This is a genomic window from Streptomyces sp. NPDC008313 (genome assembly GCF_042956125.1).
In the GTDB taxonomy this organism is placed as follows: Bacteria; Actinomycetota; Actinomycetes; order Streptomycetales; family Streptomycetaceae; genus Streptomyces.
Genome location: NZ_JBIBFR010000008.1, coordinates 199,044 through 223,969 on the forward strand (window position 1 = coordinate 199,044; position 24,926 = coordinate 223,969).

Annotated in this window: 24 protein-coding genes and 1 pseudogene; 11 read left to right on the top strand and 14 right to left on the bottom strand. The window is 70.6% G+C overall.

Going from position 1 to position 24,926, the window contains the following annotated elements; all coding sequences use genetic code 11:
- Positions 1–85 precede the first annotated feature (85 nt).
- The 3 genes from ACFY93_RS13215 to menC all read left to right on the top strand — a co-directional run bounded on the left by ACFY93_RS13215 (position 86) and on the right by menC (position 3,168).
- Positions 86–1,108, top strand: coding sequence for a membrane dipeptidase (locus tag ACFY93_RS13215; protein WP_391357168.1), 1,023 nt, complete (start codon positions 86–88; stop codon positions 1,106–1,108).
- 157 nt (positions 1,109–1,265) lie between these two features.
- Positions 1,266–2,033 carry a GNAT family N-acetyltransferase gene (locus ACFY93_RS13220; RefSeq protein WP_391357171.1) on the top strand — a complete coding sequence of 256 codons (768 nt, stop codon included), beginning with the start codon at positions 1,266–1,268 and terminating at the stop codon, positions 2,031–2,033.
- Between the two features lie 25 nt (positions 2,034–2,058).
- Entirely contained in the window at positions 2,059–3,168 is a 1,110-nt protein-coding gene (gene menC / locus ACFY93_RS13225) for an o-succinylbenzoate synthase (protein WP_391357173.1), read from the top strand.
- A gap of 117 nt (positions 3,169–3,285) precedes the next feature.
- On the opposite strand, the gene ACFY93_RS13230 is transcribed toward menC, so the two are convergent.
- From ACFY93_RS13230 to ACFY93_RS13260, 7 genes are all read right to left on the bottom strand, one after another.
- Positions 3,286–3,687 carry a DUF6009 family protein gene (locus tag ACFY93_RS13230; protein ID WP_391357175.1) on the bottom strand — a complete coding sequence of 134 codons (402 nt, stop codon included), beginning with the start codon at positions 3,685–3,687 and terminating at the stop codon, positions 3,286–3,288.
- Positions 3,684–5,207: a phage/plasmid primase, P4 family gene (locus ACFY93_RS13235; RefSeq protein ID WP_391357178.1), complete on the bottom strand. Its 1,524-nt coding sequence runs from the start codon at positions 5,205–5,207 to the stop codon at positions 3,684–3,686. Before ACFY93_RS13235 ends, ACFY93_RS13230 begins: the two co-directional genes overlap by 4 nt.
- Complete coding sequence (locus ACFY93_RS13240; RefSeq protein ID WP_391357181.1) at positions 5,204–6,316, bottom strand: bifunctional DNA primase/polymerase; 1,113 nt, start codon at positions 6,314–6,316, stop codon at positions 5,204–5,206. Before ACFY93_RS13240 ends, ACFY93_RS13235 begins: the two co-directional genes overlap by 4 nt.
- Positions 6,317–7,087: 771 nt before the next feature.
- Positions 7,088–7,387, bottom strand: a complete 300-nt coding sequence (locus ACFY93_RS13245; RefSeq protein WP_391357184.1) for a hypothetical protein — start codon at positions 7,385–7,387, stop codon at positions 7,088–7,090.
- 165 nt (positions 7,388–7,552) lie between these two features.
- The gene (locus ACFY93_RS13250; protein ID WP_391357187.1) at positions 7,553–9,901 is read right to left on the bottom strand and encodes an FtsX-like permease family protein; all 2,349 of its coding nucleotides are present in this window, start codon (positions 9,899–9,901) and stop codon (positions 7,553–7,555) included.
- Positions 9,898–10,590, bottom strand: a complete 693-nt coding sequence (locus tag ACFY93_RS13255) for an ATP-binding cassette domain-containing protein (RefSeq protein WP_391357190.1) — start codon at positions 10,588–10,590, stop codon at positions 9,898–9,900. The genes ACFY93_RS13250 and ACFY93_RS13255 overlap by 4 nt, the downstream gene beginning before the upstream one ends.
- Positions 10,587–11,111: a helix-turn-helix transcriptional regulator gene (locus ACFY93_RS13260; protein WP_391357193.1), complete on the bottom strand. Its 525-nt coding sequence runs from the start codon at positions 11,109–11,111 to the stop codon at positions 10,587–10,589. The genes ACFY93_RS13255 and ACFY93_RS13260 overlap by 4 nt, the downstream gene beginning before the upstream one ends.
- Before the next feature lie 111 nt (positions 11,112–11,222).
- On the opposite strand from ACFY93_RS13260, the pseudogene ACFY93_RS13265 reads away from it, so the two are divergent.
- Positions 11,223–11,431, top strand: a pseudogene (locus tag ACFY93_RS13265) (IS5/IS1182 family transposase); the annotation flags it as partial.
- Positions 11,432–11,676: 245 nt separating this feature from the next.
- Here the strand turns inward: ACFY93_RS13265 and ACFY93_RS13270 are convergent.
- The 5 genes from ACFY93_RS13270 to ACFY93_RS13290 form a co-directional block, all read right to left on the bottom strand.
- Positions 11,677–11,952 (bottom strand): hypothetical protein, encoded by a 276-nt coding sequence (locus ACFY93_RS13270; protein ID WP_391357196.1) that lies wholly within the window; start codon positions 11,950–11,952, stop codon positions 11,677–11,679.
- 141 nt (positions 11,953–12,093) lie between these two features.
- Positions 12,094–12,762 carry a nucleotidyl transferase AbiEii/AbiGii toxin family protein gene (locus ACFY93_RS13275; protein WP_391357372.1) on the bottom strand — a complete coding sequence of 223 codons (669 nt, stop codon included), beginning with the start codon at positions 12,760–12,762 and terminating at the stop codon, positions 12,094–12,096.
- A 5-nt stretch (positions 12,763–12,767) separates the two neighbouring features.
- Complete coding sequence (locus ACFY93_RS13280; protein ID WP_391357198.1) at positions 12,768–13,160, bottom strand: hypothetical protein; 393 nt, start codon at positions 13,158–13,160, stop codon at positions 12,768–12,770.
- Positions 13,161–13,268: 108 nt separating this feature from the next.
- Positions 13,269–13,841 carry a hypothetical protein gene (locus tag ACFY93_RS13285; protein WP_391357200.1) on the bottom strand — a complete coding sequence of 191 codons (573 nt, stop codon included), beginning with the start codon at positions 13,839–13,841 and terminating at the stop codon, positions 13,269–13,271.
- The gene (locus tag ACFY93_RS13290; RefSeq protein WP_391357203.1) at positions 13,838–14,449 is read right to left on the bottom strand and encodes a sigma-70 family RNA polymerase sigma factor; all 612 of its coding nucleotides are present in this window, start codon (positions 14,447–14,449) and stop codon (positions 13,838–13,840) included. The genes ACFY93_RS13285 and ACFY93_RS13290 overlap by 4 nt, the downstream gene beginning before the upstream one ends.
- Positions 14,450–14,670: 221 nt before the next feature.
- Between ACFY93_RS13290 and ACFY93_RS13295 the strand changes: the two genes are divergently transcribed.
- Complete coding sequence (locus ACFY93_RS13295; RefSeq protein ID WP_391357375.1) at positions 14,671–15,276, top strand: sigma-70 family RNA polymerase sigma factor; 606 nt, start codon at positions 14,671–14,673, stop codon at positions 15,274–15,276.
- Positions 15,273–16,325, top strand: a complete 1,053-nt coding sequence (locus ACFY93_RS13300) for a CU044_5270 family protein (RefSeq protein ID WP_391357205.1) — start codon at positions 15,273–15,275, stop codon at positions 16,323–16,325. The genes ACFY93_RS13295 and ACFY93_RS13300 overlap by 4 nt, the downstream gene beginning before the upstream one ends.
- A gap of 441 nt (positions 16,326–16,766) precedes the next feature.
- Here the strand turns inward: ACFY93_RS13300 and ACFY93_RS13305 are convergent, their stop codons facing one another.
- Positions 16,767–17,276, bottom strand: a complete 510-nt coding sequence (locus ACFY93_RS13305; RefSeq protein ID WP_391357208.1) for a hypothetical protein — start codon at positions 17,274–17,276, stop codon at positions 16,767–16,769.
- 185 nt (positions 17,277–17,461) lie between these two features.
- On the opposite strand from ACFY93_RS13305, the gene ACFY93_RS13310 reads away from it, so the two are divergent.
- Genes ACFY93_RS13310 through ACFY93_RS13320 form a run of 3 tightly spaced genes read left to right on the top strand, consistent with a single transcriptional unit; the run spans position 17,462 to position 21,666 of the window.
- The gene (locus ACFY93_RS13310; protein ID WP_391357211.1) at positions 17,462–21,010 is read left to right on the top strand and encodes an indolepyruvate ferredoxin oxidoreductase family protein; all 3,549 of its coding nucleotides are present in this window, start codon (positions 17,462–17,464) and stop codon (positions 21,008–21,010) included.
- A gap of 39 nt (positions 21,011–21,049) precedes the next feature.
- Positions 21,050–21,289 carry a hypothetical protein gene (locus tag ACFY93_RS13315; RefSeq protein WP_391357214.1) on the top strand — a complete coding sequence of 80 codons (240 nt, stop codon included), beginning with the start codon at positions 21,050–21,052 and terminating at the stop codon, positions 21,287–21,289.
- The gene (locus ACFY93_RS13320; protein WP_391357217.1) at positions 21,289–21,666 is read left to right on the top strand and encodes a fic family toxin-antitoxin system, toxin component; all 378 of its coding nucleotides are present in this window, start codon (positions 21,289–21,291) and stop codon (positions 21,664–21,666) included. Before ACFY93_RS13315 ends, ACFY93_RS13320 begins: the two co-directional genes overlap by 1 nt.
- 30 nt (positions 21,667–21,696) lie before the next feature.
- On the opposite strand, the gene ACFY93_RS13325 is transcribed toward ACFY93_RS13320, so the two are convergent.
- Positions 21,697–22,353: a TetR/AcrR family transcriptional regulator C-terminal domain-containing protein gene (locus tag ACFY93_RS13325; protein WP_391357378.1), complete on the bottom strand. Its 657-nt coding sequence runs from the start codon at positions 22,351–22,353 to the stop codon at positions 21,697–21,699.
- A gap of 79 nt (positions 22,354–22,432) precedes the next feature.
- On the opposite strand from ACFY93_RS13325, the gene ACFY93_RS13330 reads away from it, so the two are divergent.
- A complete protein-coding gene (locus ACFY93_RS13330) occupies positions 22,433–23,680 on the top strand; it encodes an FAD-dependent oxidoreductase (RefSeq protein ID WP_391357219.1) in 1,248 nt (415 codons plus the stop codon).
- Between the two features lie 118 nt (positions 23,681–23,798).
- Positions 23,799–24,734: an MMPL family transporter gene (locus tag ACFY93_RS13335; protein WP_391357222.1), complete on the top strand. Its 936-nt coding sequence runs from the start codon at positions 23,799–23,801 to the stop codon at positions 24,732–24,734.
- The last annotated feature ends 192 nt before the right edge of the window (positions 24,735–24,926 follow it).

Consider the following 24,926-nt stretch of genomic DNA (forward strand, 5'->3'; position numbering starts at 1 on the left):
TGCCGCCGGTGGAGAGGGATCCTCGCGGCCCGTCACGTGGACGGCCGCCCGGCTGCATCCGCTTTCCCACGCGAAAGGCTCCGCCGTGTCCTTGGACCTGCATCACCGCGCCGTCGTCGCCGACGCCCACAACGACCTCCTCATGGCCGTCGCCGCCCGCCCCCCGAAGCTCTGGGGCGGCTTCTTCCGGGACCGGTGGCTGCCGCAGCTGCGTGAAGGCGGCATCGACATCCAGGTCCTGCCGGTGTTCATCGACGACCAGTACCGCCCCGAGGGGGCGCTCCGGCACACCCTCCGCATGATCGAATGCGCCCACGTCCTCGCCGAGGCCAACGCCGGACAGGTCGCTCTGTGCCTCGACGGCGCCGACATCGACGCCGCTCTCGCCGAGGGCCGGATCGCCCTCGTTCTCGCTCTGGAGAGTGCGCCGGGCATCGATGCCTCCGTCGAACTGTTCTCCACCCTGTTCCGGCTCGGTGTGCGGATCGCCTCGATCGCCCACTGGGGGCGCACCCCGCTCGCCGACGGCAGCCGGGAGGACGCCACCGGCAGCCGGCTGACCGCCCCGGGCGTCCAGGCGCTGCGGGAAATGGAACGCCTGGGCATGCTCTTCGACATCTCCCATCTGGGTGCGAGCGGCGTCAGCCACGTCCTGGAGCTCGCCACCCGCCCGCTGATCGCCACCCATTCCTGCGCCCGGGCTCTGAGGGACCACCACCGCAACCTCACCGACGACCAGATCCGCGGTGTGGCCGGCACCGGCGGCATGGTGTGCGTGAACTTCGTCCCGGACTTCCTCACCGACGACGAGGCGAAGGTGGGCGTCGAGCGGGTCGTCGACCACATCGAGCACGTCATCCGCGTGGCCGGGACCGACCACGTCGGTCTCGGGTCGGACTTCCTCCGTGAGGTCGTGGCGGACGTCACCCCGCCCTGCTGTGAGAACGCCGACGACGAGGAGCCCCAGTTCGACTTCCCCGACCTGGAGGGCCCGGCCGGCATGCCCCTGGTCACCGAGTCGCTGATCCGCCGGGGCCTGGCCGAGGAGGACATCCTGAAAGTACTCGGCGGGAACATGCGACGGCTCATGAGTGAGCACATGGGCTGACGCCCACTCGACCCGGCGTGGCGGCGTGCCCTCGGACGCCGGGCATCCGCGCCGGGCCGGGAAGCGACTGACGGCACGGCCTCATCGGTCACACCCACCCTCCCGGGCCGTTCACCACCTCACGAAGGACCGGCCCGTGCCGCATCGGAGCACTGAGATGAACGGATTCACCATCCGAGGACTACACCTCAAGGAGGACTTCGACGCCGTCAGCCTCCTCTACGCCGGCATCTGGGGCAGTGAACCCGGCAGTTCGCCTCTCTCCGCCGAGGCCATGCGGGCTCTCGCCTACGCCGGCAACTATGTGGCCGGAGCGTACGAGGACAGCCGGCTGGTGGGGGCGTCCGTCGCCTTCTTCGGCGAACCCATAGGCATCAGCCTGCACTCACACATCACCGGCGCCGTCATGGGCCGTGGTGTGGGCCTCGCCCTGAAGACGCACCAGCGGCAGTGGGCGATGGTCCGCCACCTGCGGCGCATCACCTGGACCTACGACCCGCTCATCCGCCGCAACGCCTACTTCAACCTCGTCAAGCTCGGTGCTCGGCCGAAGGAGTACCTGACGTCCTTCTACGGCGCGATGGACGACGCGATCAACAGCGGCGACGAGTCCGACCGGGTCCTTGCCGTCTGGGACCTCACCGCCCCCTCACCGCCCGCGATGTCCGAGCTGCCCGCCGGTGCCGCTCACGGTGTCCGCGATCACGAAGGCCGACCGGACACCGCTGAGACCGACGCCGAGACCGTGCTCATCGACCTACCCGACGACATCGAGTCCCTGCGCCGTACGGATCCCGTCGCCGCGATGGCCTGGCGGCTGGCCGTACGGCGAACGCTGGGCGGCCTGCTCGCCGAAGGCGCTCGCGTCGTCGGCTTCCACGAACGCCGCCGCTACGTCGTCCGGCGCCCCACAACCCGGTCCTGACCGCCCCGCAGAGGAGATCCCGGTAGTGAAGACGAAGATCTCCGGCGTCGAGTTGCGCCGGATCGCGATGCCGCTCGTCACCCCGTTCCGTACCTCCTTCGGCGTGGAGACCAGCCGCGACGTGCTGCTGGTCCGCGTCGTCACCTCCGACGGAGAGGGCTGGGCCGAGTGCGGAGCCATGTCCGAGCCCCGCTACTGCTCGGAGTACGCCGACGGCGCCCAGGCGGTCCTGCGCGAGTTCCTCGTCCCCGCCCTGCCGAAGGACGGCTTGGACGTGCAGGCGGTGCAACGGACACTGAAGCCCTTCACCGGCCACCGCCTGGCGAAGTCCGCGTTGGAGACAGCGTTGCTGGACGCCCGGCTCCGTAGCGCCGACGAGTCCTTCGGCTCCTACCTGGGCGCCGCCCGGGACCGGGTGCCCTGCGGTGTCTCCGTCGGGATCATGGACTCCGTGCCCGAACTCCTCGACGCGGTGGAGGAATACATCGCCGAGGGCTACCTCCGGATCAAGCTGAAGATCGAGCCGGGCTGGGACATCGAACCCGTACGCGCCGTGCGTGAACGCTTCGGCGGCGATCTGCTCCTGCAGGTCGACGCCAACGCCGCCTACACCCTGGCGGACGCCCGCCGGCTCGCGGGGCTCGACGACTTCGGCCTCCTGCTGGTCGAGCAGCCACTGGCGAACGACGACATGGTCCAGCACGCCGAACTGGCCAGGCGGCTGCGCACCCCGATCTGTCTGGACGAGTCCATCGAGTCCGCCGCCGACGCCGCGGCGGCCATCTCCCTCGGCGCCTGCTCCGTCATCAACATCAAGCCGGGCCGGGTCGGGGGCTATCTCGAAGCCCGTCGCATCCACGACCTCGCCCGCGCCCACGGCGTGGCCGTCTGGTGCGGCGGCATGCTGGAGACCGGCATCGGTCGCGCGGCCAACGTCGCCCTGGCCGCCCTGCCCGGCTTCACCCTTCCCGGCGACACCTCCGGCTCCAGCCGATACTTCGCCACCGACATCACGGAGCCGTTCGTCCTCACCGAGGGCCACCTCGAGGTCCCCGAAGGCCCCGGCACAGGCGTCGATCCGCTGCCCGACGTCCTCGACGAGGTCACCGTCTCGAGCGAATGGATAGCGCTGTAGGCACACCGACGGCAGGGCGCGGCCACTCGCCGGGACCCGGCTCCGGCCGTTGCCGGGTGGACCGAGGCCACCCGGCCGGGAGGCGACGAAGCCGCCTCCCGGGCCCCGGCCGGGCCCTCACAGCGGCAGCGTTATGCCGAGTTCCTGCATGGCGGCCGATGGAGGTCCGCCTTCGGAGCGCTCCGTCTTGTAACCCTTGACGCGCGGATCGAGAGTGCGGGGGTCGACCGCCTCGGCAGGCGCACCCTTGGCGTACAGGCCTTCGGGCCGGCTGTCGCGGTCGTGAGGCAGCAGCCAGAAGACCCGCCGGCGGAACGTACCCGAGGAACGGGAGGACTTGGCCTTCGGGCTCAGTCGTGCGTAGCCGACCATGCGTCCGTCCCGGTGGTAGGCGGGCTTGCCACCGCGCGTGGGCAGCCGGTCGAGGCTCTGACGGACGTAGTCGAGATGATCGATGTCCTCCAGCCACACGAGATCGGCTTCATGGCTGATCTCGTCCTCGGCGATCAGGGAGCTCATGGTGTCGCCTCCCCCTCGTCGTCGGTGAGCAGTCCGATGCCAGGGTAGTGCTTGCGCTGGTTGGAGAGGATCATCTCCTTGGGCGAGGCCAGCCCGACCAGTTCCCGGGTACGGGCAGCGAACGCACGCGAGGACATGGCCGGTGCGCCCTCGTTGCGACACCACGCCCGGTAGGCCGCGTAGAGGGTCGTCTGCTCGGAGCGCAGTTGGCAGCCGAGGCGGCAGCACTCGTCGTAGAAGCGGCCGGTGTGGTCCTCGGTCTCGGCGTACGCGGTGGTGGCGATGCGGACACGTTCGGGCCCGGTGAGGTCACGGTCGCCCGAGAGGTAGCGGCGCGCGCCGTCGATGAGCCAGCCGAGGATGCCGGGGCCTTCCTCGGCGACGAGGATGTCCGCCAGGTTGTCGATCTTGCGGTCGTCGGAGACGGTACGTTCGAAAGGGATGAGGCGCATACGGCGCCAGAACGCGAAACCTCCGGTACCGACCTCGGGCCGGTGATTTCCCAGCAGCCACAGTTTGTGGGTGGGCTGGAAACTGAAGAAGTCCTGCCGCATGCGCCGGGCCTTGATCCGGTCGCCACCGGTGAGAAGCTTGACCCGGGCCTCGTCGAATTTGTCCCCGTGCTTGACTTCGGAGCAGACGATGACGCGCCGGCCATGAAGTTCGGCCAGGTCAGTGGGGTGGCCCTCGTAGGGGCGAGCCATGAGGAAACCTGGTGGAGCGGCGTCCGCGTAGTCGCCGAGGAGCTTCATCAGCACGTCCAGCAGGACGCTCTTGCCGTTCTTTCCCGCGCCGAAGAGAAAGGGCAGGACCTGGCCGCCGACGTCGCCGGTGATGGAGTACCCGAGCAGCAGTTGCAGATAGCTGATCATTTCCCGGCCTTCGGTGTCGTCACCGAAGGTGTCGGTCAGGAAACGGTGCCAGCGGGGGGTGGGGCAGTGGTGCGGGCCGACGCTGGTGGAGCGGGAGTGGAAGTCCTTGTTCGGGTCGGGGGTCTTGATCAGACTCGAGCGCAGGTCGACGATGCCGTCGGGCGTGCACAGGGCATAGGGATCGGCGTCCAGACGGGCGGCGTTGAGGACCATGCCGGGCGCGGACCTGGCCTGACTGAGCATGGCGTTCATTCCGGTGGTGGACAGGGCTCGACGGCGGTGTGACTGCAGGGCCTGGGTGGTGTGGACGCCGCGCGGGTCGTGGACGGCGATGGCCTCGGCGAGGTCGCCGGCCGCCCAGAGCACGGTGTCGTCCTCGTCGATCTGCCAACGCGTGGTGTCCCACCGGTACCAGCCGATGCCGGGAACATGCCGGTAGTCGCGCCCGTAGAGCCTGACGAACAGTTTGGCATTGCCGCGGTCGGTGAGGGTGTCGGGCAGCAACCCGGCCGCTGTGGCGTCGCCGGCCGCCGCTTGCTGAGGGCCGGCCTGGGCGGGGAGGGGTACGGCGGCGGCCTGGGCGCGGATCTGGGCCGCGACGGCGGCGGGGTCGAAATCGAAGAGTGTCTCGTTGGCGGGGGAGGTCATTGACGCCATCCCCTCGGCTGCAGGGGGTGTTCGAGCCCTGCGGCGAGGCCACTGTCGATGATCTGCGCGGAACGGCGTTCCTGGCCGGGACGGACAGCGGCCGCTGTCTCCTTCAGAGCGCGTTCGGCGTCCTCCCGCGCGAGGCGGCCGGCTGCGACGAGCCCACCGAGCGTGTAGGCCGCACGGTTGAGGGTGTCGGTGAAGCCCGCGCCCTCGGAGACCTGACCGCAGGCCTGGAGGGGCTCGAGGATGGCGGTGAGCATGCGCTGGGCGCGGCCGCGACCGCCTCCGGCCGCGAATACGGCTTGCCGGGCGCGAGGCGGGACCGGTCGGGGCGCCGGGATGGTGAGCGCCGGCAGATGACCGGTGCGTTCCAGTTCCTGCGCGATCCACAGGGGCAGGCCGGCCGGTTCGCGTACATCGCCGATGGGTGTGTACGTGCCGTGCTCGGTGCTGGTGCCGGGAGCGATGATGTACCCCCCGTGCGCGCGGACGTCGACCTGCCAGGCGAGAGCACGGCCGGTGCTGGATCCGGAGGAACAGTGCCAACGCCGGTTGTCGACGGCCCGGTACCAGATGTGCATGCCCCCGGAGGGCGTCCGGACGCGCAGCGTTGCGGCATCCTCCGCCGGACTGGGCCGGCCCCGGAGGGCGGAGAGGACGGCGAGTGTGTGGAATCCGTTCGCCAGACCCGTGAGGTCGACGTCGTCGGCGATGGGAATGCCCGGCAGGATCCGGTCGCGGCCGGGGGGCTGGGTGGGATGGGCGTCGACATCGATCACGACGAGACGGGCGGGGCCACAGGCCACGCCGACCCCGAGTTCCGGGCGGGGCCCCCACCACTGGGCGATACGGCGCTGGTCGAGCGTCGCGGCATGAAAGCCATGACACCAGCGGCCGGCGGGGAGACAAGGGCATTCGGCGGGCGGATGTGACGCTCCGCGGCAGTTCGCGCAGTTCGCGACCGGGGTTTTACGACCAGCGGCGAGAGGATGCACGGGCCAGCCACGACGCGCACACCAACTGGCGGTGGCCAGTGAGCCGGCGACTGATGAAGCGGACGCCGACTGCTGTGGGTCGCTGTGAGAGAAACGCAGCTCAGCAGGCATCTTCACCCCCTATCAGCGACCGAAGCGACTCAACGACGGACACAGCGTATCGAACGTACCGGATCAGGTCATGGAACCTGCCGCGAGCGAGCTTCGTTCCGTGTCGATGATGCGACTGGCCGGAAACGATACAGCGACCGAGCTCGCTGAGAAGCGACTGAGCCATGTTCACCGGTGCCTCTGCGCGTGATGAAAAGGCCAGGTCACGGCCATCATCGACGGAGGTGAAGCGACTGAAACGGCCGAGGATGCTCAAAGTATGCCGAGCGGTGACCGCACAGTCGCTGAGCAGTTGGCCTGATCCCCTCCCCCGGACCCTGGGACGGCCTTGCCGACCGAGCGACGAGAACAGGCCCGGCGGTGGGCGCAGCACCACTACAGCCAGGAAGGCCGCAGTACACGCGAGACTTGTCCGCAGGGCGGCCAGAAGTCAAATCGCGGCGACGCGTCCGTCTCGTGACGCTGACCGGTGGTGCTCGAAGCGGACCCGATGAGAGTCCGTGACTCGCGGAAAGAAGTCTCGCCGGCCTTCAACACACGCAGCAGAAGCCGCGTATCCCCTGGCAAGTGAGCGTTCTCGGCGAAGGAGGGGTCGCTGTGGCGGCGAGGCGGACCACTCGATCGGCTCCGCCGTCCCGGCGACCGATACGGTCCCCTGGGCCGGCGCACAGGTGGGCCGACAGTGCTGGTGGATGCCCGATGGCTCATCACGGTGTCCCCCTGAGACCGGCTGGTGTGACGTGCTCAGCACATCAGCGGAGCTCCCGCGGGTCACTGCCGCGCACACCCCAGGACGGGGTACAGCAGGCTGTACCCCGTCCGGCTCGAGACGTCGACGGGGCTGGCGCTGCCCTCCACCCTGCTCCGCGGGTCGACCGCGGCCAGGGAGCCGAGTCCCAGGTCCGCCGGCTGGGCGTCCTCGTCGATCGCGCCGATCCCTTCCCGATGACCCGGCACCGAGGCCGCCAGGCCCGCACCCGTGTGAGCAGCGATCCGCTCCGCTCGCCCGGCGAAGTGGCGACCGGCCGACGGCGGCTCGCTACCCGGTAGCTCCTCGACGGTGTCGCTCATCCGGCGTCTCCTTGATCATCGGATCCGTCGTTCGTTGAACACTTCCGGCCTTCGTCGAACCCCTGTTTCCAGCGCGGCTGTTCGGCCGTCGGTCGGCTCGGCCCGCGTGCAGGAGTGGGCTCCTCCTGCACGCAGGAGCCCACTCCGGGGGAGACGCGTGAGGGGCTATTCCGTGCGCAGGCCCTCCGGGCGCATCATCCGCAGCAGCGGCGGCAGACTGATCAGCGTGACCACGCCGACCACGGCCGCGCCCACGCCGGTCATGGTGAGGACGCTCGCCCAGTCCATGGTCACCGGTGCACGGGTCATCTTCAGCAGTACCGCACCGAGGGTGACACCCACCGTCGTGGCCAGGACGAGGCCGAGCCCGACCGGGAGGGCCGTCTGCCACAGGACGGACAGGCTGAGTGTGCGGCGCCGGGTACCGAAGGCGACCAGCGCGGAGAGCAACTTCCTGCGTTCGCGCAGCTGTTCCAGCTGGGAGACCAGCAGGCTCGCGCCGATCAGTGCCAGCACGAAGGCGGATCCGACGAGCAGGCCGGTACGGATGGAGGTGTACTTGGCGTCCTCCCGGGTCGCCGACCAGCCGTAGACCTGTGCCAGGGGATCGATGCGGGCAGCGACGTTGCGTACGTACTCCCGTGAGTCCAGCACCGAGGGGTCCAGACGCAGGTAGACACCGTCCGCGAACAATGCGGGCGCGGCCTTTTCGGGCAGGGCGGCGGGGGTGGCCAGCAGACTGCCGGCGTCCCGCAGTGAGTCCTTGCGCGCGTCCACCACCCGTATGTTCGCCGGCACCGTCCAGGGCAGCTCCTTGCCGCGTTCGGCGGCGCCGTCGTACGACGGGTCGAGGTAGAGCCGCCGGCCGGGCTTCAGCAGGGTGATTTCGGATGCGTTGCTGGGGTCGGCGTACCCGCTCCGCGTTCGCGTGACGAACACGTCACCGTCCTTGCAGGAGGGCAAGGCGGCAAGTTCACGCAGGGCGGCGCAGTCGCCCACGGTCAGAGCGTTGCTGTTCTCCGGGTTGCGACGTGAGTCGCCGTAATCGGCGCCGGCCAGGGCCACCGCGGCCCGTACGCCCTTGGTGCCGGTGAATTCCCGCTCGATGCCGGACAGCGGCCTGGGGTCACTGAAGGTGACCTCCAGCTGAACCCGGCTGGGGTCCTGGCCGGTGTTCTCGACGTACTGGCTCTGCGTTCCCGTGAAGAGCATCTGCAGCGCGATGGCCCCGGCCACCGCCACGGCGATGCCGTTGACCATGCGGGCGGCGGTACCGCTGGTCAGCTGCAGCCGTCGCACGGCCAGCTGCCAGGACAGCCAGCCCTTGCCGAGCCGGACGACGACCGCCTCCACGCCCCAGGGCAGCAGGGCGGTGATGCCGATCAGCAACATCAGGACGCCGCCGATGACGAGGTACTGGTTGAAGTCGCCGTTCTTTCGGCCCTGGCCGATCATCGGGTACAGCATCGCGAGACCGGCCAGCGGCGGCAGCAGCCGCCACCACAGCCGGCGGCGGCGCTGCGCGGCCGCGCGCACGACACCGAGGGGTTCGACGACCACGCCGCGCATCGCCAGCAGCGTGACCAGCACCGCGGAAACCGGCACCGCCACCGCGACGAGCGCGGCAAGTGCGGGGGCGGGGTCGAGGTAGCTGGGCCAGACGCTCACGCCCAGCAACTCGCCGGTGCCCAGCTTCTGGCGGCCGAGCAAGAAGAAGCAGGTGCCCACGACCAGTCCGAGCAGGGCTCCGGCCAGCGCCTCGCCCGCCGCGATCCGCCGGGTCATCCCCCGGTCGGAGCCGACCAGGCGCAGCGCGGCGAGGCGGCGGTCGCGGCGTTCGCCGCCGAAGCGGACGGCGGCGGCGATGAACACGGCGACCGGCGTCAGCAGCACCACGAGCACGACCAGGACCATGAGCAGCAGTACCGGGTCGGTCTTCTTGGGTTCCGCGTCCGGCTTGCCGAACTCGGTCAGTCGCGTCACCAGGGTGGGGCCCTTGGGGTTCAGCCCCGCCGCGCCCGCGTAGTAGGCCAGTTCGTGCGAACCGATCAGCCCGCTCTCGCCGATCGTGCCGGTGATCTTGTACGACAGGCGCTCCCGCAGCAGTTTCGCGTCGTCCGAGTCCAGCAGGTCCTTGAGCGCGGGAGAGACCACCATCTCGCCCTCACCCGGGAATCGGTCGACCCCCGGTGGCAGGGGCGCCTTCCTGCCCTCGGGTTCTACGAGCCGGCCCATGATGTCGTCGTCGTGCCAGGTGGTGTCGGCGGCGGCGATCAGGAGCGTGTTGTCGGCCTTGGGCGGGTCCGTCGCGGACCACACGTCGGCGTAGCGGGCGTCCTCCACCGTGCTGCGGGAGGCGAACACGTTGGGCATCGCGGTGCACAACAGGAGCAGGGTGACGCCGAGGCCGACGCCGACCGCTGTCAGCGTCATGCGGACCCAGCCCTCGCGGCCGCCGGTGACGGCGAACCGGGCTCCCATGGTCAGGTCCCTGGACCACTGGCGCGGACTCATACGGCGCGCTCCATGTCCCGGGACTTTCCGTCGCGTACGAGGATCTCGCGGTCGGAGTAGGCGGCCACCCGTGTCTCATGGGTGACGAGGACGACGGCGGCGCGGGTCGAGCGGGCCGCCTCGGTCAGCAACTCCATCACGCGTTCGCCGTTGAAGGAGTCGAGCGCGCCGGTCGGTTCGTCGGCGAACAGTACCCGCGGGCCGGTCACCAGCGAGCGGGCAACGGCGACGCGCTGTCCCTGGCCGCCGGAGACCTCACCGGGACGTTTGCCGTTCAGGTCGGCGACCTCCAGGCGTTCCATCCAGCCGAGCGCCGTCCGCTCGGCTTCCTTGCGGGAGGTGCCGTTCAGCCTGAGCGGCAGGGCGACGTTCTCCACGCAGGTCAGTTCGGGCACCAATTGCCCGAACTGGAACACGAACCCGAACTCGGAGCGGCGCAGCGCGCTGCGCTGGGCATCGCTCATCCGCGTCAGCTCATGCCCGTTGTAGGTGATCGACCCGGAGTCGGGCGGAACGATTCCGGCGAGGCAGTGCAGCAGTGTCGACTTGCCGGAGCCGGAGGGGCCCATGATGGCGACAACCTCGCCGGGGCGGATGGAGAACTCGGCGCCGTCGAGGGCGTGAGTGTGCGCGTAGGTCTTGTGCAGGTCCTGCGCGGCGAGGAGGGAATCGGGGGAAGAAATTGTCATCGGGCTACAGCCTCACGGAGTCTGTCGAGTCGGGCGGCGGTCAGCTCCAGCCAGCGCAGGTCCGCATCCAGGTGGAAGAGGGCGTGGTCGCAGATCAACTGGTCCGCCAGATCGCCCTTGCGCTTGCGGTCGGTCAGTATCCGCATGCTGCTCAGGTGCTCGGAGCGTTGGGTGTCCAGAATCCCGGCGGCATCCCGGCGGGTGAGCAGCGCCAGGACGACTTTGGTGTAGAGGGCAGACCGGAGATACTCCTCCGCCTTCTGCGGGGTCGCGAGCCACTGCTCCACGTCGGTGACGCCGGCGTCGGTGATCGTGTAACGCTTACGCTCCGGGCCGTCGCCGGCCTCTACCCCGTCGACCTCGACGAGCCCGTTCTTCAGCAGCCGGGCCATCGTCGAGTAGACCTGACCGTAGTGCAGCGGCCGGTCGTGACCGAACTTCTCGTCAAAGGCCCGCTTCAGGTCGTAGCCATGACGCGGGCGGGATTCCAGGAGCCCTAAAAGGGTGTGACCAATGGACATGCGACCCACTATACACATCATGTATACATGGTGTGTATACAGCGAGCGTATAGTTCCTGGCAGGGCACGGCAGCACCGGGGAGAGAGCCGGAATCCCTGGTCGTCACCCCCCGCAAGCCGCACTCGCTGTTCGGCGACCGCGGCTACGACCACGGCATCTACCGCGACCAGGTCCGTGCTCGCGGCATCGTGCCCGCCAACGTCGGACGCGGAACCCGGCACGGCACCGGACTGGGCACTTACGGTGGGTCGTGGGGAAAACCTTCGTGCTGCTGCACGGCTTCCGACGCCTGCGGCTCCGCTGGGAACGCCGAGCCGACACCACGAAGCGTCATCCAGCCGCCGGCTGAACGGCCCAGCAGCACCACAGGTCCGCCGGCCGCGGCCGCGGGAACGGTGGCGGCCTGGGCGGTGACGAGGGCGTCCGCGCCGCACGTGACCCCGTCCCCGCGACCGGCGCCGCCGTCGACCGGACCACCGGTACCCGGACCACCGGTACCCGAGGTGACCACCCCGAGCCGGGAGCACGGCGGACGCGGTTCGGCGACCCACTGACGTACCACCCTCAGCGCCAGTCCGCCGCCCAGCGCACCGCGGCCGGCGGGCCCCGTCCGTCGCCGAGCGGCTCCGGTGGCGGCGGGTACGGCGCGACGACGACGGCCGGTGACGCGCCGCACTCCGCCAGGTCGGCGTACACCCGGACTCCCGAACCCGCGGGCGCGAGCACCTCCACCAGCGGTGCGCCGGCCGTGCCCAGGAAGGCGGTCTTCTCCCCGGGGCGCCGGGCATGCTCCCTCAGCGATTCCGGCAGCGGCCTGACGATGTCCGTGGCTGTACCCACCCGCTCGAATCCTCCTGTGTAGACCCGTGAGACCCGTGATGGAGGACGGTTTCGTGGTCCGCACGGTTGCCTGAGGACGGCTCGCAGGATTGCCTCCGGACGCCGCGCCGCCCGGCCGGCGGGCCGCTCACCACGGGCGCGTCAGTCGGTATCCGGATCGCCGGGCTCTTCGAGAAGATCGGAGGCGAGAGCGTCGGACCATGCCACGGCCCACGCGCGCAGAGCGGCGATGACGGCCTCGTCGAGGCCGTAGACGGCGAAGGCGTCGTCATCGGTCCACTCGGCGCCCGTGAGATGGGACTGCAGGTCCTCGCGTTCGAAGCGGCCGCGAGCGTGGCGGCGGCCGAACGCTTCGAGTTCGGCATTGGTCCAGCGGCGGGAAGCCGCGAACACGTCGATCAGATCGCGGGGGGCGCCGCGGTCCGCGAGGGCGCGGACCTTGGTCCCGATGACGTCCTCCTCCGCGAGGACGGGCCCGTAGGAGCTCTGGACGACCGGCCGCCAGAAGACCTCCTTGAGGATGTCCACTTCGCATTCCTGTCCGGTGGCCTGGTCGGACACGGTGAAACGGGCGGACAGCGGAGCGGTCTCCAGCGTGTGCACCTGCCAGCCCCGTGCCTCCAGCCCTCTGCGGAGCGCGGCCGCGATGTCGGCCATTGGGGCCGGATTCTCCGTGGCGACGTCCAGATGCTGGCTGGGACGGTTCACCAGACGGTGTGCCCGTACGGCGTACCCACCGGTGAGGACCGGAGGGTACGGGGAGCCGATGGCGATCACATCTGCCAGGAGCCGTGCGTGCAGCTCCGGCATGTCCGTCACGCGGCTGCCCCGGCACGGGAGGCGAGTTCGGGGAAGGCGTCTTCCCACACCGCGCGCACGGTGCGACCGACGAGAGTACGCAGCACTGGCCACATCCGCAGGAGCAGGTCCCGGTTCAGGAAGAGGGGAAGGTCGTCGTGCAGACCCTCGTGCAGGACGGTTCGGTACAGGCCCATGCGCCGGCGGGGTTCGGTCAGGTCGTACGAGGTCAAGCCGGACCAGGCCATGTGAAGCGGAAGGCTGACGACACCGGCGGCCGGGCCGTGCAACTCGTCCAACGACGCAGGCAGACGTCGCCGGAACTTCTCCCGGTACAGCGCGAGATCCTCGGCGTCCGCTCCCGGGAGGTTCCTCGGTGCGGGTGCCGGGTGTGACTGGCTGGAGACCATGGCTCCATTATGGCGGCCTGCGAAGCGGTGCGGGTCATCACATGGGAGACGGTGTCCGAAGCGGCCGTGGGCGGAGCCGCGGGGGAGACCCGCGGCTCCGCTCGCGGGTCAGGCGTGCGCGTCCGGGCCGCCGCCTATCCCCGGCACGCTGCATGCCGGGACCTTCGTCACCAACCGGGAGGACACCGCCCGGGTCGTGCCGTCGTCCTCGGACTCCGCCACGATGAGCAGCGTCTCACCGTCATGGATCAGGTCCGGGTGGATGTGGGCCTGCCAGGAGGGCTCCGAGTCGCTGAACGTCATCGGGTAGCGGTCGTGGGACCCGGGAGCCTCGGAGGGCGCGCCCGTCGCGCAGTGAGCGTCCCCCTCCAGGACGGCCGCCCGCACACCCATCTTGTTCAGTTGCCTCTGGAGGCCCGGCGCACCCTCGGCGCGACGCATCTCCAGGATCAGCGAGCCGTCGTCCTGCCGGGTCACGGCGTACGCGGGCGAGCTGCCCGAGCCGCTCACCGTCGGCACGACCACCGCCGCTGCCGCCGCCGCGGCGATGCCCGCCGCGATCGTGAACCGGACGCGGGGGCGACGGGCCGGGGCGCGGGTGGCCGTGGGAGCTGCTTCCGTGGCCGCCATGGCAGACAGCTCCGACGCCAGGCGCCGCTTGAAGTGGGTGGGCGTGCTCATGAGACAACCTCCAGGAGGGATTCTGTGTGTTCGGTGGCGGACGGACGTTCGGCACGCAGCTGCCGCTTGGCGCGGTGCAGCCGGCTGCGTACCGTCGCCCGGTTGAGCCCGAGGACCTGGGCGGCCTCACGCGGGGTGAGGCCGTCGACGGCCACCAGATCGAGGACCTCGCGCAGCGGCTCGCTCAGCCCGCTGTGCCGCTCGGCCAGCTCGCGCGCCGCCCGGCCCGCGTCGATCCGCTCCTCCAGCGCGGCGATGTCCTCTTCGTCCAGCAGCCGGTGCCCGTTCAGCCGGGCCACCGCGTGCTGCTCGCGGGCGCTGCCCCGGTAGTGGGAGGCCAGGACGTTGCGGGTGATGCCGTACAGCCAGGCGGCGGGCACCCCGCGCCTCGGGTCGTACTGGCCGGCGGCCTCCAGCGCGGCGACGAAGATGTCGGCGGTGAGGTCCGCGGCCACCTGCGGACAGGTCGTGCGCCGGGTCACGAAACCGAGGACGGCGTCGAAGTTCGCCTCGTAGAAGACCGCGAACCCGGCGGCGTCCGGCCGCGGTGGCGCGGCCCGGCCCGCACGTCGTTCGGGCCGTTTGGCCCGTTCGGGTATCAAGGGCACCCGTTCCTCCTCTGGTGGTCGGTGGTCCCTTCACCCGGTACTTGGTCCGGCGCGGGCAGGCTGTTTCACCGTGCCCGTCACGATGTCCGGGCGCCCCGGCGCATCGCGACGGGTGATAGGCAGCCTGGTGTCCGACGCGTGCGCCCCACCGTGTGACGTGGATCACGGGAACGGTGGCGGTGGCCCGGAGAGAAGAAGGTGTGAGGCACTCAGATATCGAGATACGCCGCCGGGTGCGCGACGGAGACCGCGAGGTCTTCGGCCAGCTGTACGAGGAGTTCGCCCGCGCCGTGTTCAACCACGCGCTGCGCATGACCGGTGACCGGTCGACGGCCGAGGACGTCATGTCCGAGACGTTCCTGACCGCGTGGCGCCACCGTACCCGTGTGCGGGAGGACGGCGGCACCCTGCTGCCGTGGCTGCTCGGCATCGCCACCCACAAGGCGGACAACGCCCGCCGCGGCGCATGGAGACGCCAGCTGTTCCTGGCACGTCAGCCCCGGCAGGGCCCCGTGGAGGACTTCGCGCCGCAGGTTGCCGGGCGCATCGACGACGTACGGCGCCTGCGGGCAGTGCAGGCTTCCCTGGGCCGGCTGCGGCAGCAGGAGCGGGAGGTGCTCGCCCTGTGCGTGTGGTCCGGCCTGGACTACCGGGAGACGGCCGAGGCACTGGGCATCCCGGTCGGCACCGTGCGCTCCCGTCTGTCACGCGCCCGGAAGAAGCTCGCCAGGCTCGCCGAAGAGGACACGGAACGACGCGCCGCCCACGGAGAGATGACAAGTGCGGCCGCCCTCGTGGTCGTGCCCGTGCGGAAGGAGCTCACATGAACGACCACACCGACTCCGCGTCCCCCGAGCGGCCTGGCGATCGCGAGGAGATCGCCCGCCTGCTGCCGGCCCCGGCCGACTGGGACCTTCCCCGCGAGCACCACCTTCGTCGCAGGGAACTCCTGATGGACCACATCGAACGCGACCGGGCCGCCACCCCCGTACGGCCGGCCCGCCGGCTGCTGCGGCCGGCCTTCCTCGCGCCGGTCACCGCCCTGGCCCTGGCCGGACTGCTGACGGCCGGAATCGCCCTGGGCGACGGTGACGGGAAGCCCGCGACCGGGACGGCCGCGGACATGCGGCCCGCCGCCGCGCTCCTGCGGCAGATCTCCGACGCCGCGGGACAGCGCGGCACCCTCGACGTCCGGGACGACCAGTTCGTCTACACCGAGGAGAAGGTCCGCGAGGCCGACCTGAGCAGTGGGAAGGCCGTGGTCTCTCCGCTGAAGGACTCCGAGAAGTGGATCGCGCAGGAGCCCGGGCCACTGAAGAAGCTCGGCCTGATCCGCAGCGACGGCGAGACGTTCCCCATGAACGCCGAACTCGGCGACACCGAGGGCACGCCCGCCGGGTTCAGCCGGCCCACCTACCACTGGCTCGGCTCCCTGCCGACGGACCCCGGTGAGCTGCTGGACTACCTGTACGCCAAGGCCCCGCACGCCGAGGGCCGGCAGCGGGACCAGGCGGTGTTCGAGCAGATCGGAGAGCTGCTCGGCGGGGTGGTACCGCCGCGGACGGCCGCCGCCCTGTACCAGGCGGCAGCGAAGATCCCCGGTGTCACCGAGGCTCCGCGCGCCCGGGACGCCATCGGCAGGTCGGGCCTCGGCATCGCCCGGGAGGACAAGCGTTACGGCGTCCACACCGAATGGGTCTTCGACGAGAAGGACTTCTCCTTCCTCGGCTCCCGCAGCTACCTGACCAAGGACGCGCCCTACGGCAAGGCCGGCACACTCCTGAGCAGCACGGCCGAGACCGGGACCGCCGTCGTCGACAAGGCCGGCCAGGTGCCCGGCGGTACGGACGGGACGCGGACCGCCCGCCGGAGCTGACGGCTCGGCACCACCGTCGCGACGCCCCGCCGGTCCGTTCACCGCCCGTCGGGGTATCCCGCTCTGTCTGCCGGATGACGCGCGGCACACGAGAACCCGCTCCCTGCGTGCGCTCGCCGGCCCGGCGTGCCGGCGAATGGCCGGTGTGCCCCTGCCTGGTACGGCCGCCGCACCGAACCCGGCCCTTCCCGGAGCGTCGGAGAATGAGCCGGTACGGTCCCGCCTGGGAGGTCGCGGGACCGTACCGGCACCGTGAGACGGCGGGCGAGGTGGAACACCGGGCCCATCCCAAGGCCGGACTTCCCCGCCTGCCACTCCCCGAGTGCTCCCCACCGCGGGGAGGCCACGGTCACCTGGGATACGCGGCTGCCGCGCCCTGTGTTGAAGGGCCACCGGAGAATTCCTCCCTCCGGGGCCATTCCCTTGCCCGTACAGGGGTGCTCAGCTGCCGGAGTCGTAGGCCGAATCCGTGGCTCCCGCCCGCTCTCCGTGGAACGGCCGCTCACCGGTGAGGTAGGGCTGCCGGCCGGCCCGGCTCTGCAGGAAGCGTTCGAAGAACGCGGTCACCCGGTGCTCGGTGACCAGGCGCTGATCATGTTCTCCGAGGCGAGGCTGGTCCACCTGCGGATGGTTCTGGCCGTAGTACTGGGAGGCGCAGGTTCCCGGACGGGTACCGGGCTGGGCGTCGTCGTGTGCGGCGACCTGGCCGCTGCTGGGGGACCACTGCCGGTTGTAGTAGTCGTGGTTGCCGCCGCTGGGTGCGTACTTGTAGAGGGGCGCCCGGTTGGCGTCGCGGTTGTCCTCGAAGTAGGAGCCGGTGTTGACCGCATCGCAGGTGCCCCACATGACGGCGAAGGGCGTCTTGGTCACCGGCTCGTTGTCCCAGTTGGAGGTGGGAGCGAGGGCGAAGGCGGCCTTGATGCCGATCCCGGCCGGCCAGTGGGTGGGCATCCGGCCCGTCGGCACGGCGTCGGGCGGATCCTCTACTGGGCCAATGGCCCAACTTTTCGGCGCATGATTGTCAGCCAGGTCACGACAACCCCATACTCCTGGCCCATCAGTACATTCTCGCGGTCCCGCCATGCCCGTCGACGGACATGCGGACATGCGTGCCACAGCGTGCAGGGGAGAGGGCGATGACGCCATCCGTCACCAAAGCCGAGCAGCAGACCGGCCGGCGCCTGCGGCTGGACGACCGCTATCGCACCGGAGAAGGGGTGGTGCACCTCTCCGGAATCCAGGCCCTCGTCCGCGTCCTCCTGGACCGGGCCGCGCGCGACCGCCGGAACGGGCTGCGCACCGCGACGTTCGTGTCCGGCTACGAGGGATCGCCCCTGGCCGGCTACGACATCGAACTCGCCCGGCGCGAGGCGCTGCTGCACGAGCACGACATCGTCCACAAGCCGGGGCTGAACGAGGAACTTGCCGCCACCGCCGTCATGGGCAGCCAGCTGGCCGGCCAGGTCGGCACCTCCCGCTACGACGGCGTCACGGGCATCTGGTACGGCAAGTCGCCCGGCCTCGACCGCGCCTGTGACGCCCTCCGTCACGCGAACCTGGTGGGCACCGGCCCTACCGGCGGCGCTGTCGCACTGGTGGGCGACGATCCAGGGGCGAAGTCGTCCAGTGTGCCGTGTGCCAGCGAGGCGACGCTCGCGGACCTGGCCGTCCCGACGCTCTACCCGGCCGACTCACAGGACGTCCTCGACTTCGGGATCCACGCGCAGTACCTCTCCCGGTTCAGCGGCCTGTGGGCCGGGCTGAAGATCGCGACCGCGGTGGCGGACGCGACGTCCACAGCACTTGTCGCGCCCGACCGGATCCCGGTCACCGACGGGGACGCGGACCCGAACCCGCACAGGCCGAGCGCGATGCTCCTGGGTGCCAATCTCATGGCCCTGGAGCGCAGCCTGCACGACACCCGGCTCCCGCGGGCCGAGGAGTACGCCCGGCTGCACGGCCTCAACCGTGTCGTCCAGCGCGGGCCGTCGGACAGGATCGGCATCCTGACGTCCGGCAAGACCTATCTCGACGTCCGCGAAGCCCTCCGGATCATCGGGCTCACCGACGCGGACCTCGCCCGGTACGGCATCAGGATCCTCAAGCTCGGCATGATCTTCCCCCTCGAACGCGACGCCGTCGTCGGGTTCGCGGACGGACTCGACGACCTGCTCGTCGTCGAGGAGAAGCGGCCGTTCCTCGAGGCCGCCGTCAAGGAGATCCTCTACGGCCGCCCGCGCGCCCCCAGGGTCTACGGCAAGGAGGGCCCGGACGGGCGGCCGCTGTTCAGCCGTTCGGGAGAGCTCGACGCGGACAGCGTCGCCACCGGACTGTCCAGGGTGCTCGCCCCGCTCGGCATCGAGTCCGCCCGCGCCTGGCGCCGGCGGCCCAGGCCCCGTACCCCGCTGTCCCTTCCGCTCCTGGCCCGCAGCCCCTACTTCTGCTCGGGATGCCCGCACAACACCTCCACCACCGCGGGCGGGGACTCGCTGGTGGGCGCCGGGATCGGCTGCCACGCGATGGTCGTGTTCATGGATGCCGAACAGGTCGGCACGGTCGTCGGCATGACTCAGATGGGCGGGGAGGGCGCCCAGTGGATCGGCATGGAACCGTTCGTCGACGACGACCACTTCGTGCAGAACATCGGTGACGGCACCTTCATGCACTCCGGCAGCCTGGCCGTGCGGGCGGCGGTCGCCGCAGGGGCGAACGTCACGTACAAACTGCTCTACAACGGAACGGTCGCGATGACCGGCGGTCAGGACGCCGTCGGCGCACTGCCGGTCGACCGGCTCGCCGCCACGCTGCTCGACGAAGGCGTGGCCAAGGTGATCATCACCACCGAGGACAGGAAGCGCGTACCCAGGGCCGGGCTGCCGAAAGCGGTGCGGGTCCTCGACCGGGCCGCCATCGAGGGCGCGCTGGCCGAGCTGAAGGCGACCGCAGGTGTCACGGTCCTCATCCACGACCAGGAATGCGCCGCCGAGAAGCGCCGGTCCCGGCGTCGGGGCAAGACCGAGACCCCGACGACACGCGTCTGGATCAACGAACGCATCTGCGAGGGCTGCGGAGACTGCGGCCGCAAGTCGAATTGCCTCTCGGTCCACCCCGCCCCGACCGAGTTCGGCCGCAAGACACGCATCGACCAGTCCTCGTGCAACCTGGACTACTCGTGCCTCGACGGCGACTGCCCGGCGTTCATGAAGATCACCCCGGCCGGCGTCGGACCGCGGCACACCGAACTCCCCGCCCTGGCGGCCGGTGACCTCCCGGAGCCGGCGTCCCGCGCGGCCGGTGGCGGCACCTTCGGCATGAGGATCACCGGCATCGGGGGAACCGGCATCATCACCGTCTCGCAGGTGCTCGCGACCGCGGCGGTCATCGACGGCCACCACGTGCGCAGCCTCGACCAGACCGGTCTGGCCCAGAAGGGCGGCGCGGTCGTCTCCGACCTGAAGATCACTCCCGGTCCCGTGGAACAGGGAGCCAAGATCGCCGAGCAGGGCTGCGACCTCTATCTCGCCTGCGACCCGCTTGTCGCGACCGACCCCAAGTACCTCCGTGTCGCCTCCCCCGACCACACGGTCGCCGTCATGAGCACGACCGAGATACCCACCGGACAGATGGTGGTCGACACGGAAGTCGGATTCCCGGTTCCCGACGCCATACGCCACGCCGTCGACGGCGCGACCCGCCAACTCGTCGCTCTGGACACCGGCGCACTGGCCACGCAGCTCTTCGACGACGAGCAGTACGCCAATATGCTGCTGGTCGGGGCCGCATACCAGACCGGGCGGCTGCTCATGACGGCGTCGGCCGTAGAAGAGGCCATCACCCTCAACGGAGTCGCCGTCGACCGCAACATCCAGGCCTTCCGCCGAGGCCGCCAGGCGATCGCCGACCCGGACGCACTGCGTGCCGCGACGGCCGGCCCGGCACCCGAGGAGCGGACGCCACCGCCGCTCCCCACCGGCACCACCGAACTCGTGGCCCGGGTCACCGGCCACGACGATCCCGGCTCCGAGCTGCACCGGCTCCTCACGGTGCGCGTGGCCGACCTCATCGGCTACCAGGACCGACGCTATGCCCGCGCCTATGCCGACTTCGTCCGGACGGTGGCGGACGCGGAGCGCGCTGCGATCGGTGACGACTCGACCGAGCTGACCGAGGCGGTCGCCCGCTGTCTGTACAAGCTCATGGCGTACAAGGACGAGTACGAAGTGGCACGGCTCGCCCTCGATCCGGCCGTCGACGAGCAGATCACCGCGGCGTTCGGCAGCGGGAGCCGACGCTCCTACCTGCTGCATCCGCCTGCTCTGCGTGCCGCGGGCGTGGACAGGAAGATCGCTTTCGGGAGCTGGTTCCGCCCGGCTCTCGCACTGCTGCGGGCGCTGCGACGCGTTCGGGGCACCCGTCTCGACGTCTTCGGGCTGCACCCCGTACGCCGCCTTGAACGCGAACTCGTCGATGACTACCGGCGGTCGCTCGGCGCCTCGCTCGCGCTGCTGACCAAGGACAATCTGGCCCTGGTCCGCCGCCTCGCTGAACTGCCCGACGTCGTCCGCGGATACGAAGGCGTCAAGCTGGCCGCCGTCGAGCGCTACCGGGCCGAGAAGGCGCGCATGATCGCCGAACTGGAAGAGGGTGCCGGACCGGTCCCGGCGGCTGCCGTGGAGGGCCCGTGACGCAGGCCCGGCCGTGGTAACAGCTGTTACCATACCGGTATGGCCAAGACACAGCTGGGCGCGCGGGTGGACGAGGACGTCGCGGAACTCGCGAAGAAGCGCGCCGCCGACATGGGGTTGAGCATCGGCGACTACCTCGCCCGCCTGGTACAGGACGACGCCAGCGGGCTGCGCGCCCGCGCGGTGGACGCCGCCGCCCGCTTCCTGGCCGAACACCAGATGGTCTTCGACGAAGCGGAGGACGCCCAGCGGACGTCCCGGGGAGCGCGCGCGGCCTGATGGACCTGCACATCGACGTTCCCTGGATCCTGCAGGTCGCCGAGGCCGCCGGGGTGAACGATCCGGCTCCCGACGACTACGGCGTCCCGGTCTCGGCGGTAGCCCGTCACCGGGCTGAGCTGTTCGAGCAGCCCGTCTACGACGGCCCCTACGCCAAGGCCGCCGCCCTGGTGCACACCCTGGGCCGGTGCCGCTGGCTGGAGCGCTCCAACCTGGCCGTCGCCGCCGCTGCCGGCGTCATGTACCTCGAGGCCGTCGGGATCACCGTCAAACCCGCCCGCGAGCACGCCGTCGCCCTCAAGGACCTGCTCCTCGACCCGGCCTGCACCGCCGCAAGGATCGCCACGGTGCTGCGGAGCTGGCCCACCGCCACCTGACCTGACCGACGCGCCCAGGCCCCGGGGGAATCACCTCCGCCCGGTCTTCGTCGACGCCGCTTCCTCCCGCCGGTCCGAGGGCGTGCCGGGAACAGGGCGAGAGTCCCCCGATCCAAACGAAAGACCCTGGGCGTTCACGTACGGCGCCAGTCCGCCCACGATGAGGGCCAGCCCTGCCTCGAACGCCGACTCGTGACCGATCGCCGGCACGTCGGGCGGGAGGTCCGCTGTGTCGCCGAGTGCGGCCTCCGCCTGCTCTTCCAGGACGCTGCCGACCGTGAAGCGGCCGGCAGCGAGCATCGCCATCTGGGCATGGCGCTCGGGTACGCCGGAGGTGACGAGGAACTCCATCTTGCGGCGGAGCCGGTCGAGGTCGGCGGTGGGGGTGCTGCCGGCGTGGAGCCGTGCACCGTCACGGCGCATGAGCAGGGTGCGCCTGAGGCTGCGCGTGTTCTCCAGGAACCATGCGTGCCAGTCCTCACCGGGCTCCGGCAGCGGGGCGGCCGCGTGAGGGGCCATGGCGGCCTCCGCCATGGCTGTCAGGAGGTCCTTCTTCGTGCGGAAGTACCAGTACAGCGACGGCTGTTCGACGCCCAGGCGTCTCGCCAGCCGGCGGGTGCTGACGCTGTCAAGTCCGACCTCGTCGAGCAGGTCGAGCGCCTCGGTGATCACCGTCTGCCGGTTCATCTTGGTCACGTTGACAATCTATCGCTGATAGATGACTCTGAGAAGGAATCATTCACCGATAGATTCTGAGGTGAGGGCGATGGCACGGCGATCAGGACCGGTGTCCTTGCGGGTACTCGTCGCGGGCGGAGGGATCGCGGGGCAGGCCCTCGCCTACTGGCTGGCCAGAGGCGGCCACCGGGTGACCGTGGTCGAGCGCTTCCCGGCCTTGCGGGCCACCGGAGCCCAGGTCGATCTCCGAGGGCAGGGCATCGAGGCCGTCAAGCGCATGGACCTCCTCGACACCGTCCGCGGCCAACTCGTCGACGAGGCAGGCGTCGCCTTCGTCGACGCCCGGGGCAGGCCCAGGGCGACGATCATGGCCAACACCTCCGGCCAGGGTCGGCAGAGCCTGACGTCGGAGTACGAGATCATGCGCGGAGACCTGGTGCGCATCCTCAACGAGGCGACCAGGGGCGACGTGGAGTACGTCTTCGGTCTGGGTGTGGACGGCTTCGAACAGGACGAACGCAAGGCCGTCGCGCACTTCTCCGACGGGTCTTCGGGCGAGTTCGACCTCCTGGTCGGCGCGGACGGGCAGGGATCACGTATCCGCAGGGAGATCCTCCCGGCGGGCTGCGACCCGTACTGGAGGGTCGGCGTTCACATGGCCTACTGGTTCATCCCGCGCATCGCCGCCGACAGCAACATCCGCGACACGTACATGGTCCCGGGTGGCCGCCAGATCATGCGCCGCAGTCACAACCCGACCGAGACGCAGGTGTACTTCGTGATGCGGGAGGAGTCCGAGGAAGCCTCGGCGATCCACCGGGAACCCGTGGAGCGCCAACAGGAGTTCTGGGCGGGCAGGTTCCGCGATGCGGGCTGGCAGACCGAGCGCTTCATCGAGGGCATGGGGACGAGCCCGTTCTTCTACTCCCAGGAGGTCGTCCAGGTGCGCACCGACACCTGGTCGAAGGGCCGGGTGGTCCTGGCCGGAGACGCCGCGCACTGCGCCTCCCCCTACAGCGGCATGGGAACCTCCGGCGGCCTGGTCGGCGCCTACGTCCTGGCCGGTGAGATCAACCGGCACCCGGACGACCTGCCGACCGCGCTGGCCGACTACGACACCGCGCTGCGGCCCTTCGTCAACAGGATCCAGAGCGAGGTCAACCCGCGCCTCCTCAAGCTCGGCATGCCCATGACGCAACGAGCGATCGACGCCTTCCAGGCCGCCACCTCGCTGGCCTGCTTCCTGCGCGTCCCCGACCTCGCCGCACGCTTCTCGAAAGAGGACCGCGGCGGTGACTGGCAGCTCCCGGACTACCCGGAGCCCCGAGCCGCCTGACCGTGCCGCACCCCCCGCCACGCCCCACGGTTTCTGTGCGAAGCCTCCCGGCCGAATCCGTGTCCCGGCCGAAACCCCGTCCGGCGCGAACCAGCCGTCAGGTGCGAACGGTCGTCAGGTGCGTCGCCCGGCCCGTCGAACTCCCGGCATCGGTGTGGCGGCGATCGTGCTGCTCATCACCTTCCGTACCCTGATCGCCGCCGGTCTGCCGCTGGTCACCGCTCTCATCGGGCTCGGCGCGGGTGTCTGCCTGATCATCGCCGCCGGCGTGGCCACCACGGCGATCACCCTCGCGCTCATGCTGGGGCCGGCCGTGGGATTCGACTACGCCCTGTTCATCGTCTCGCGGTACCGCACGGAACGGGCCGAGGGGCATACCGCCGAAGAGGCCGCCGGCCGGGCGATGGGCACCGCCGGTTCCGCCGTCGTCTTCGCCGGAGCCACCGTCGTCATCGCTCTGGCCGGACCGTCGGTGGCGGGCGTGCCCCTGTTGACGGACGTGGGCCTGGCCGCTGCCGGGACCGTCGTGATCGCCGTGCTGGTCGCACTGACGCTGCCGCCCGCCCTGCTGGGCTTCTTCCCCCGGGCCGTCCTGCCCCGGGCCGACCGCACCACGCGAAGGCGGGCCGCCGAGGCCAAGGAGCCCGCCGGCAGCCGCTGGGCACGCTTCGTCGTCCGCCGGCCGATGGCAGTGCTGCTGCTGAGCGTCGCGGGCCTGGGTGTCGTCTCCGTCCCCGCACTGGATCTCCAGCCCGCGCTTCCCGGCGACGAGTCCCTGCCCACCTCGACCACCCAGCGCCGCGCCTACGACGCGCTCGCCGACGGGTTCGGCCCCGGCTTCAACGGGCCCTTGACCATCGTCATCGACGCCCGGGGGGCCGACGACGCGAAGACCGTCGCCGACCGGGCCCGCAAGACCCTGAGCGCCACCGACGGCGTGGTTGACGGGTGCGTGACCAGGGCCCCGCGTGCCGGCGTGAGCGGGTTCCTGGGCAAGGGCATCGCCCCGCCGAACGTCTCAGCGCCATCCGCACGGTCGCGGCCGGTGACATGATCCTTTCCCCCCTCGCCACGCACACGGTGATCAGCGGCTACCTCGCCATCCCAGGCCCACCGACCGCGATACCACAGGCGCTTGAGACGCTCACTCCCCGCGAACGCGAGGTTCTGGCGCAGACGGCCAACGGAAGCCGATCTGCCGCAGGTTGACCAGCGCGGCCGCAAGGCCGCCCCCTCCACAGGTCGC

Excerpts from the sequence above, each read along its gene's own strand:
- ACFY93_RS13245 (WP_391357184.1), bottom strand. The coding sequence starts at position 7,387 with ATGAGCGACACCGTCGAGGAGCTACCGGGTAGCGAGCCGCCGTCGGCC.
- ACFY93_RS13260 (WP_391357193.1), bottom strand. The coding sequence starts at position 11,111 with ATGTCCATTGGTCACACCCTTTTAGGGCTCCTGGAATCCCGCCCGCGT.
- ACFY93_RS13300 (WP_391357205.1), top strand. The coding sequence starts at position 15,273 with ATGAACGACCACACCGACTCCGCGTCCCCCGAGCGGCCTGGCGATCGC.
- ACFY93_RS13255 (WP_391357190.1), bottom strand. The coding sequence starts at position 10,590 with ATGACAATTTCTTCCCCCGATTCCCTCCTCGCCGCGCAGGACCTGCAC.
- ACFY93_RS13230 (WP_391357175.1), bottom strand. The coding sequence starts at position 3,687 with ATGAGCTCCCTGATCGCCGAGGACGAGATCAGCCATGAAGCCGATCTC.
- ACFY93_RS13305 (WP_391357208.1), bottom strand. The coding sequence starts at position 17,276 with ATGCCCACCCACTGGCCGGCCGGGATCGGCATCAAGGCCGCCTTCGCC.
- ACFY93_RS13275 (WP_391357372.1), bottom strand. The coding sequence starts at position 12,762 with ATGCCGGAGCTGCACGCACGGCTCCTGGCAGATGTGATCGCCATCGGC.
- ACFY93_RS13285 (WP_391357200.1), bottom strand. The coding sequence starts at position 13,841 with ATGAGCACGCCCACCCACTTCAAGCGGCGCCTGGCGTCGGAGCTGTCT.
- ACFY93_RS13235 (WP_391357178.1), bottom strand. The coding sequence starts at position 5,207 with ATGACCTCCCCCGCCAACGAGACACTCTTCGATTTCGACCCCGCCGCC.
- ACFY93_RS13310 (WP_391357211.1), top strand. The coding sequence starts at position 17,462 with ATGACGCCATCCGTCACCAAAGCCGAGCAGCAGACCGGCCGGCGCCTG.
- ACFY93_RS13325 (WP_391357378.1), bottom strand. The coding sequence starts at position 22,353 with ATGAACCGGCAGACGGTGATCACCGAGGCGCTCGACCTGCTCGACGAG.
- ACFY93_RS13250 (WP_391357187.1), bottom strand. The coding sequence starts at position 9,901 with ATGAGTCCGCGCCAGTGGTCCAGGGACCTGACCATGGGAGCCCGGTTC.
- ACFY93_RS13320 (WP_391357217.1), top strand. The coding sequence starts at position 21,289 with ATGGACCTGCACATCGACGTTCCCTGGATCCTGCAGGTCGCCGAGGCC.
- ACFY93_RS13330 (WP_391357219.1), top strand. The coding sequence starts at position 22,433 with ATGGCACGGCGATCAGGACCGGTGTCCTTGCGGGTACTCGTCGCGGGC.
- ACFY93_RS13315 (WP_391357214.1), top strand. The coding sequence starts at position 21,050 with ATGGCCAAGACACAGCTGGGCGCGCGGGTGGACGAGGACGTCGCGGAA.
- ACFY93_RS13280 (WP_391357198.1), bottom strand. The coding sequence starts at position 13,160 with ATGGTCTCCAGCCAGTCACACCCGGCACCCGCACCGAGGAACCTCCCG.
- ACFY93_RS13240 (WP_391357181.1), bottom strand. The coding sequence starts at position 6,316 with ATGCCTGCTGAGCTGCGTTTCTCTCACAGCGACCCACAGCAGTCGGCG.
- ACFY93_RS13220 (WP_391357171.1), top strand. The coding sequence starts at position 1,266 with ATGAACGGATTCACCATCCGAGGACTACACCTCAAGGAGGACTTCGAC.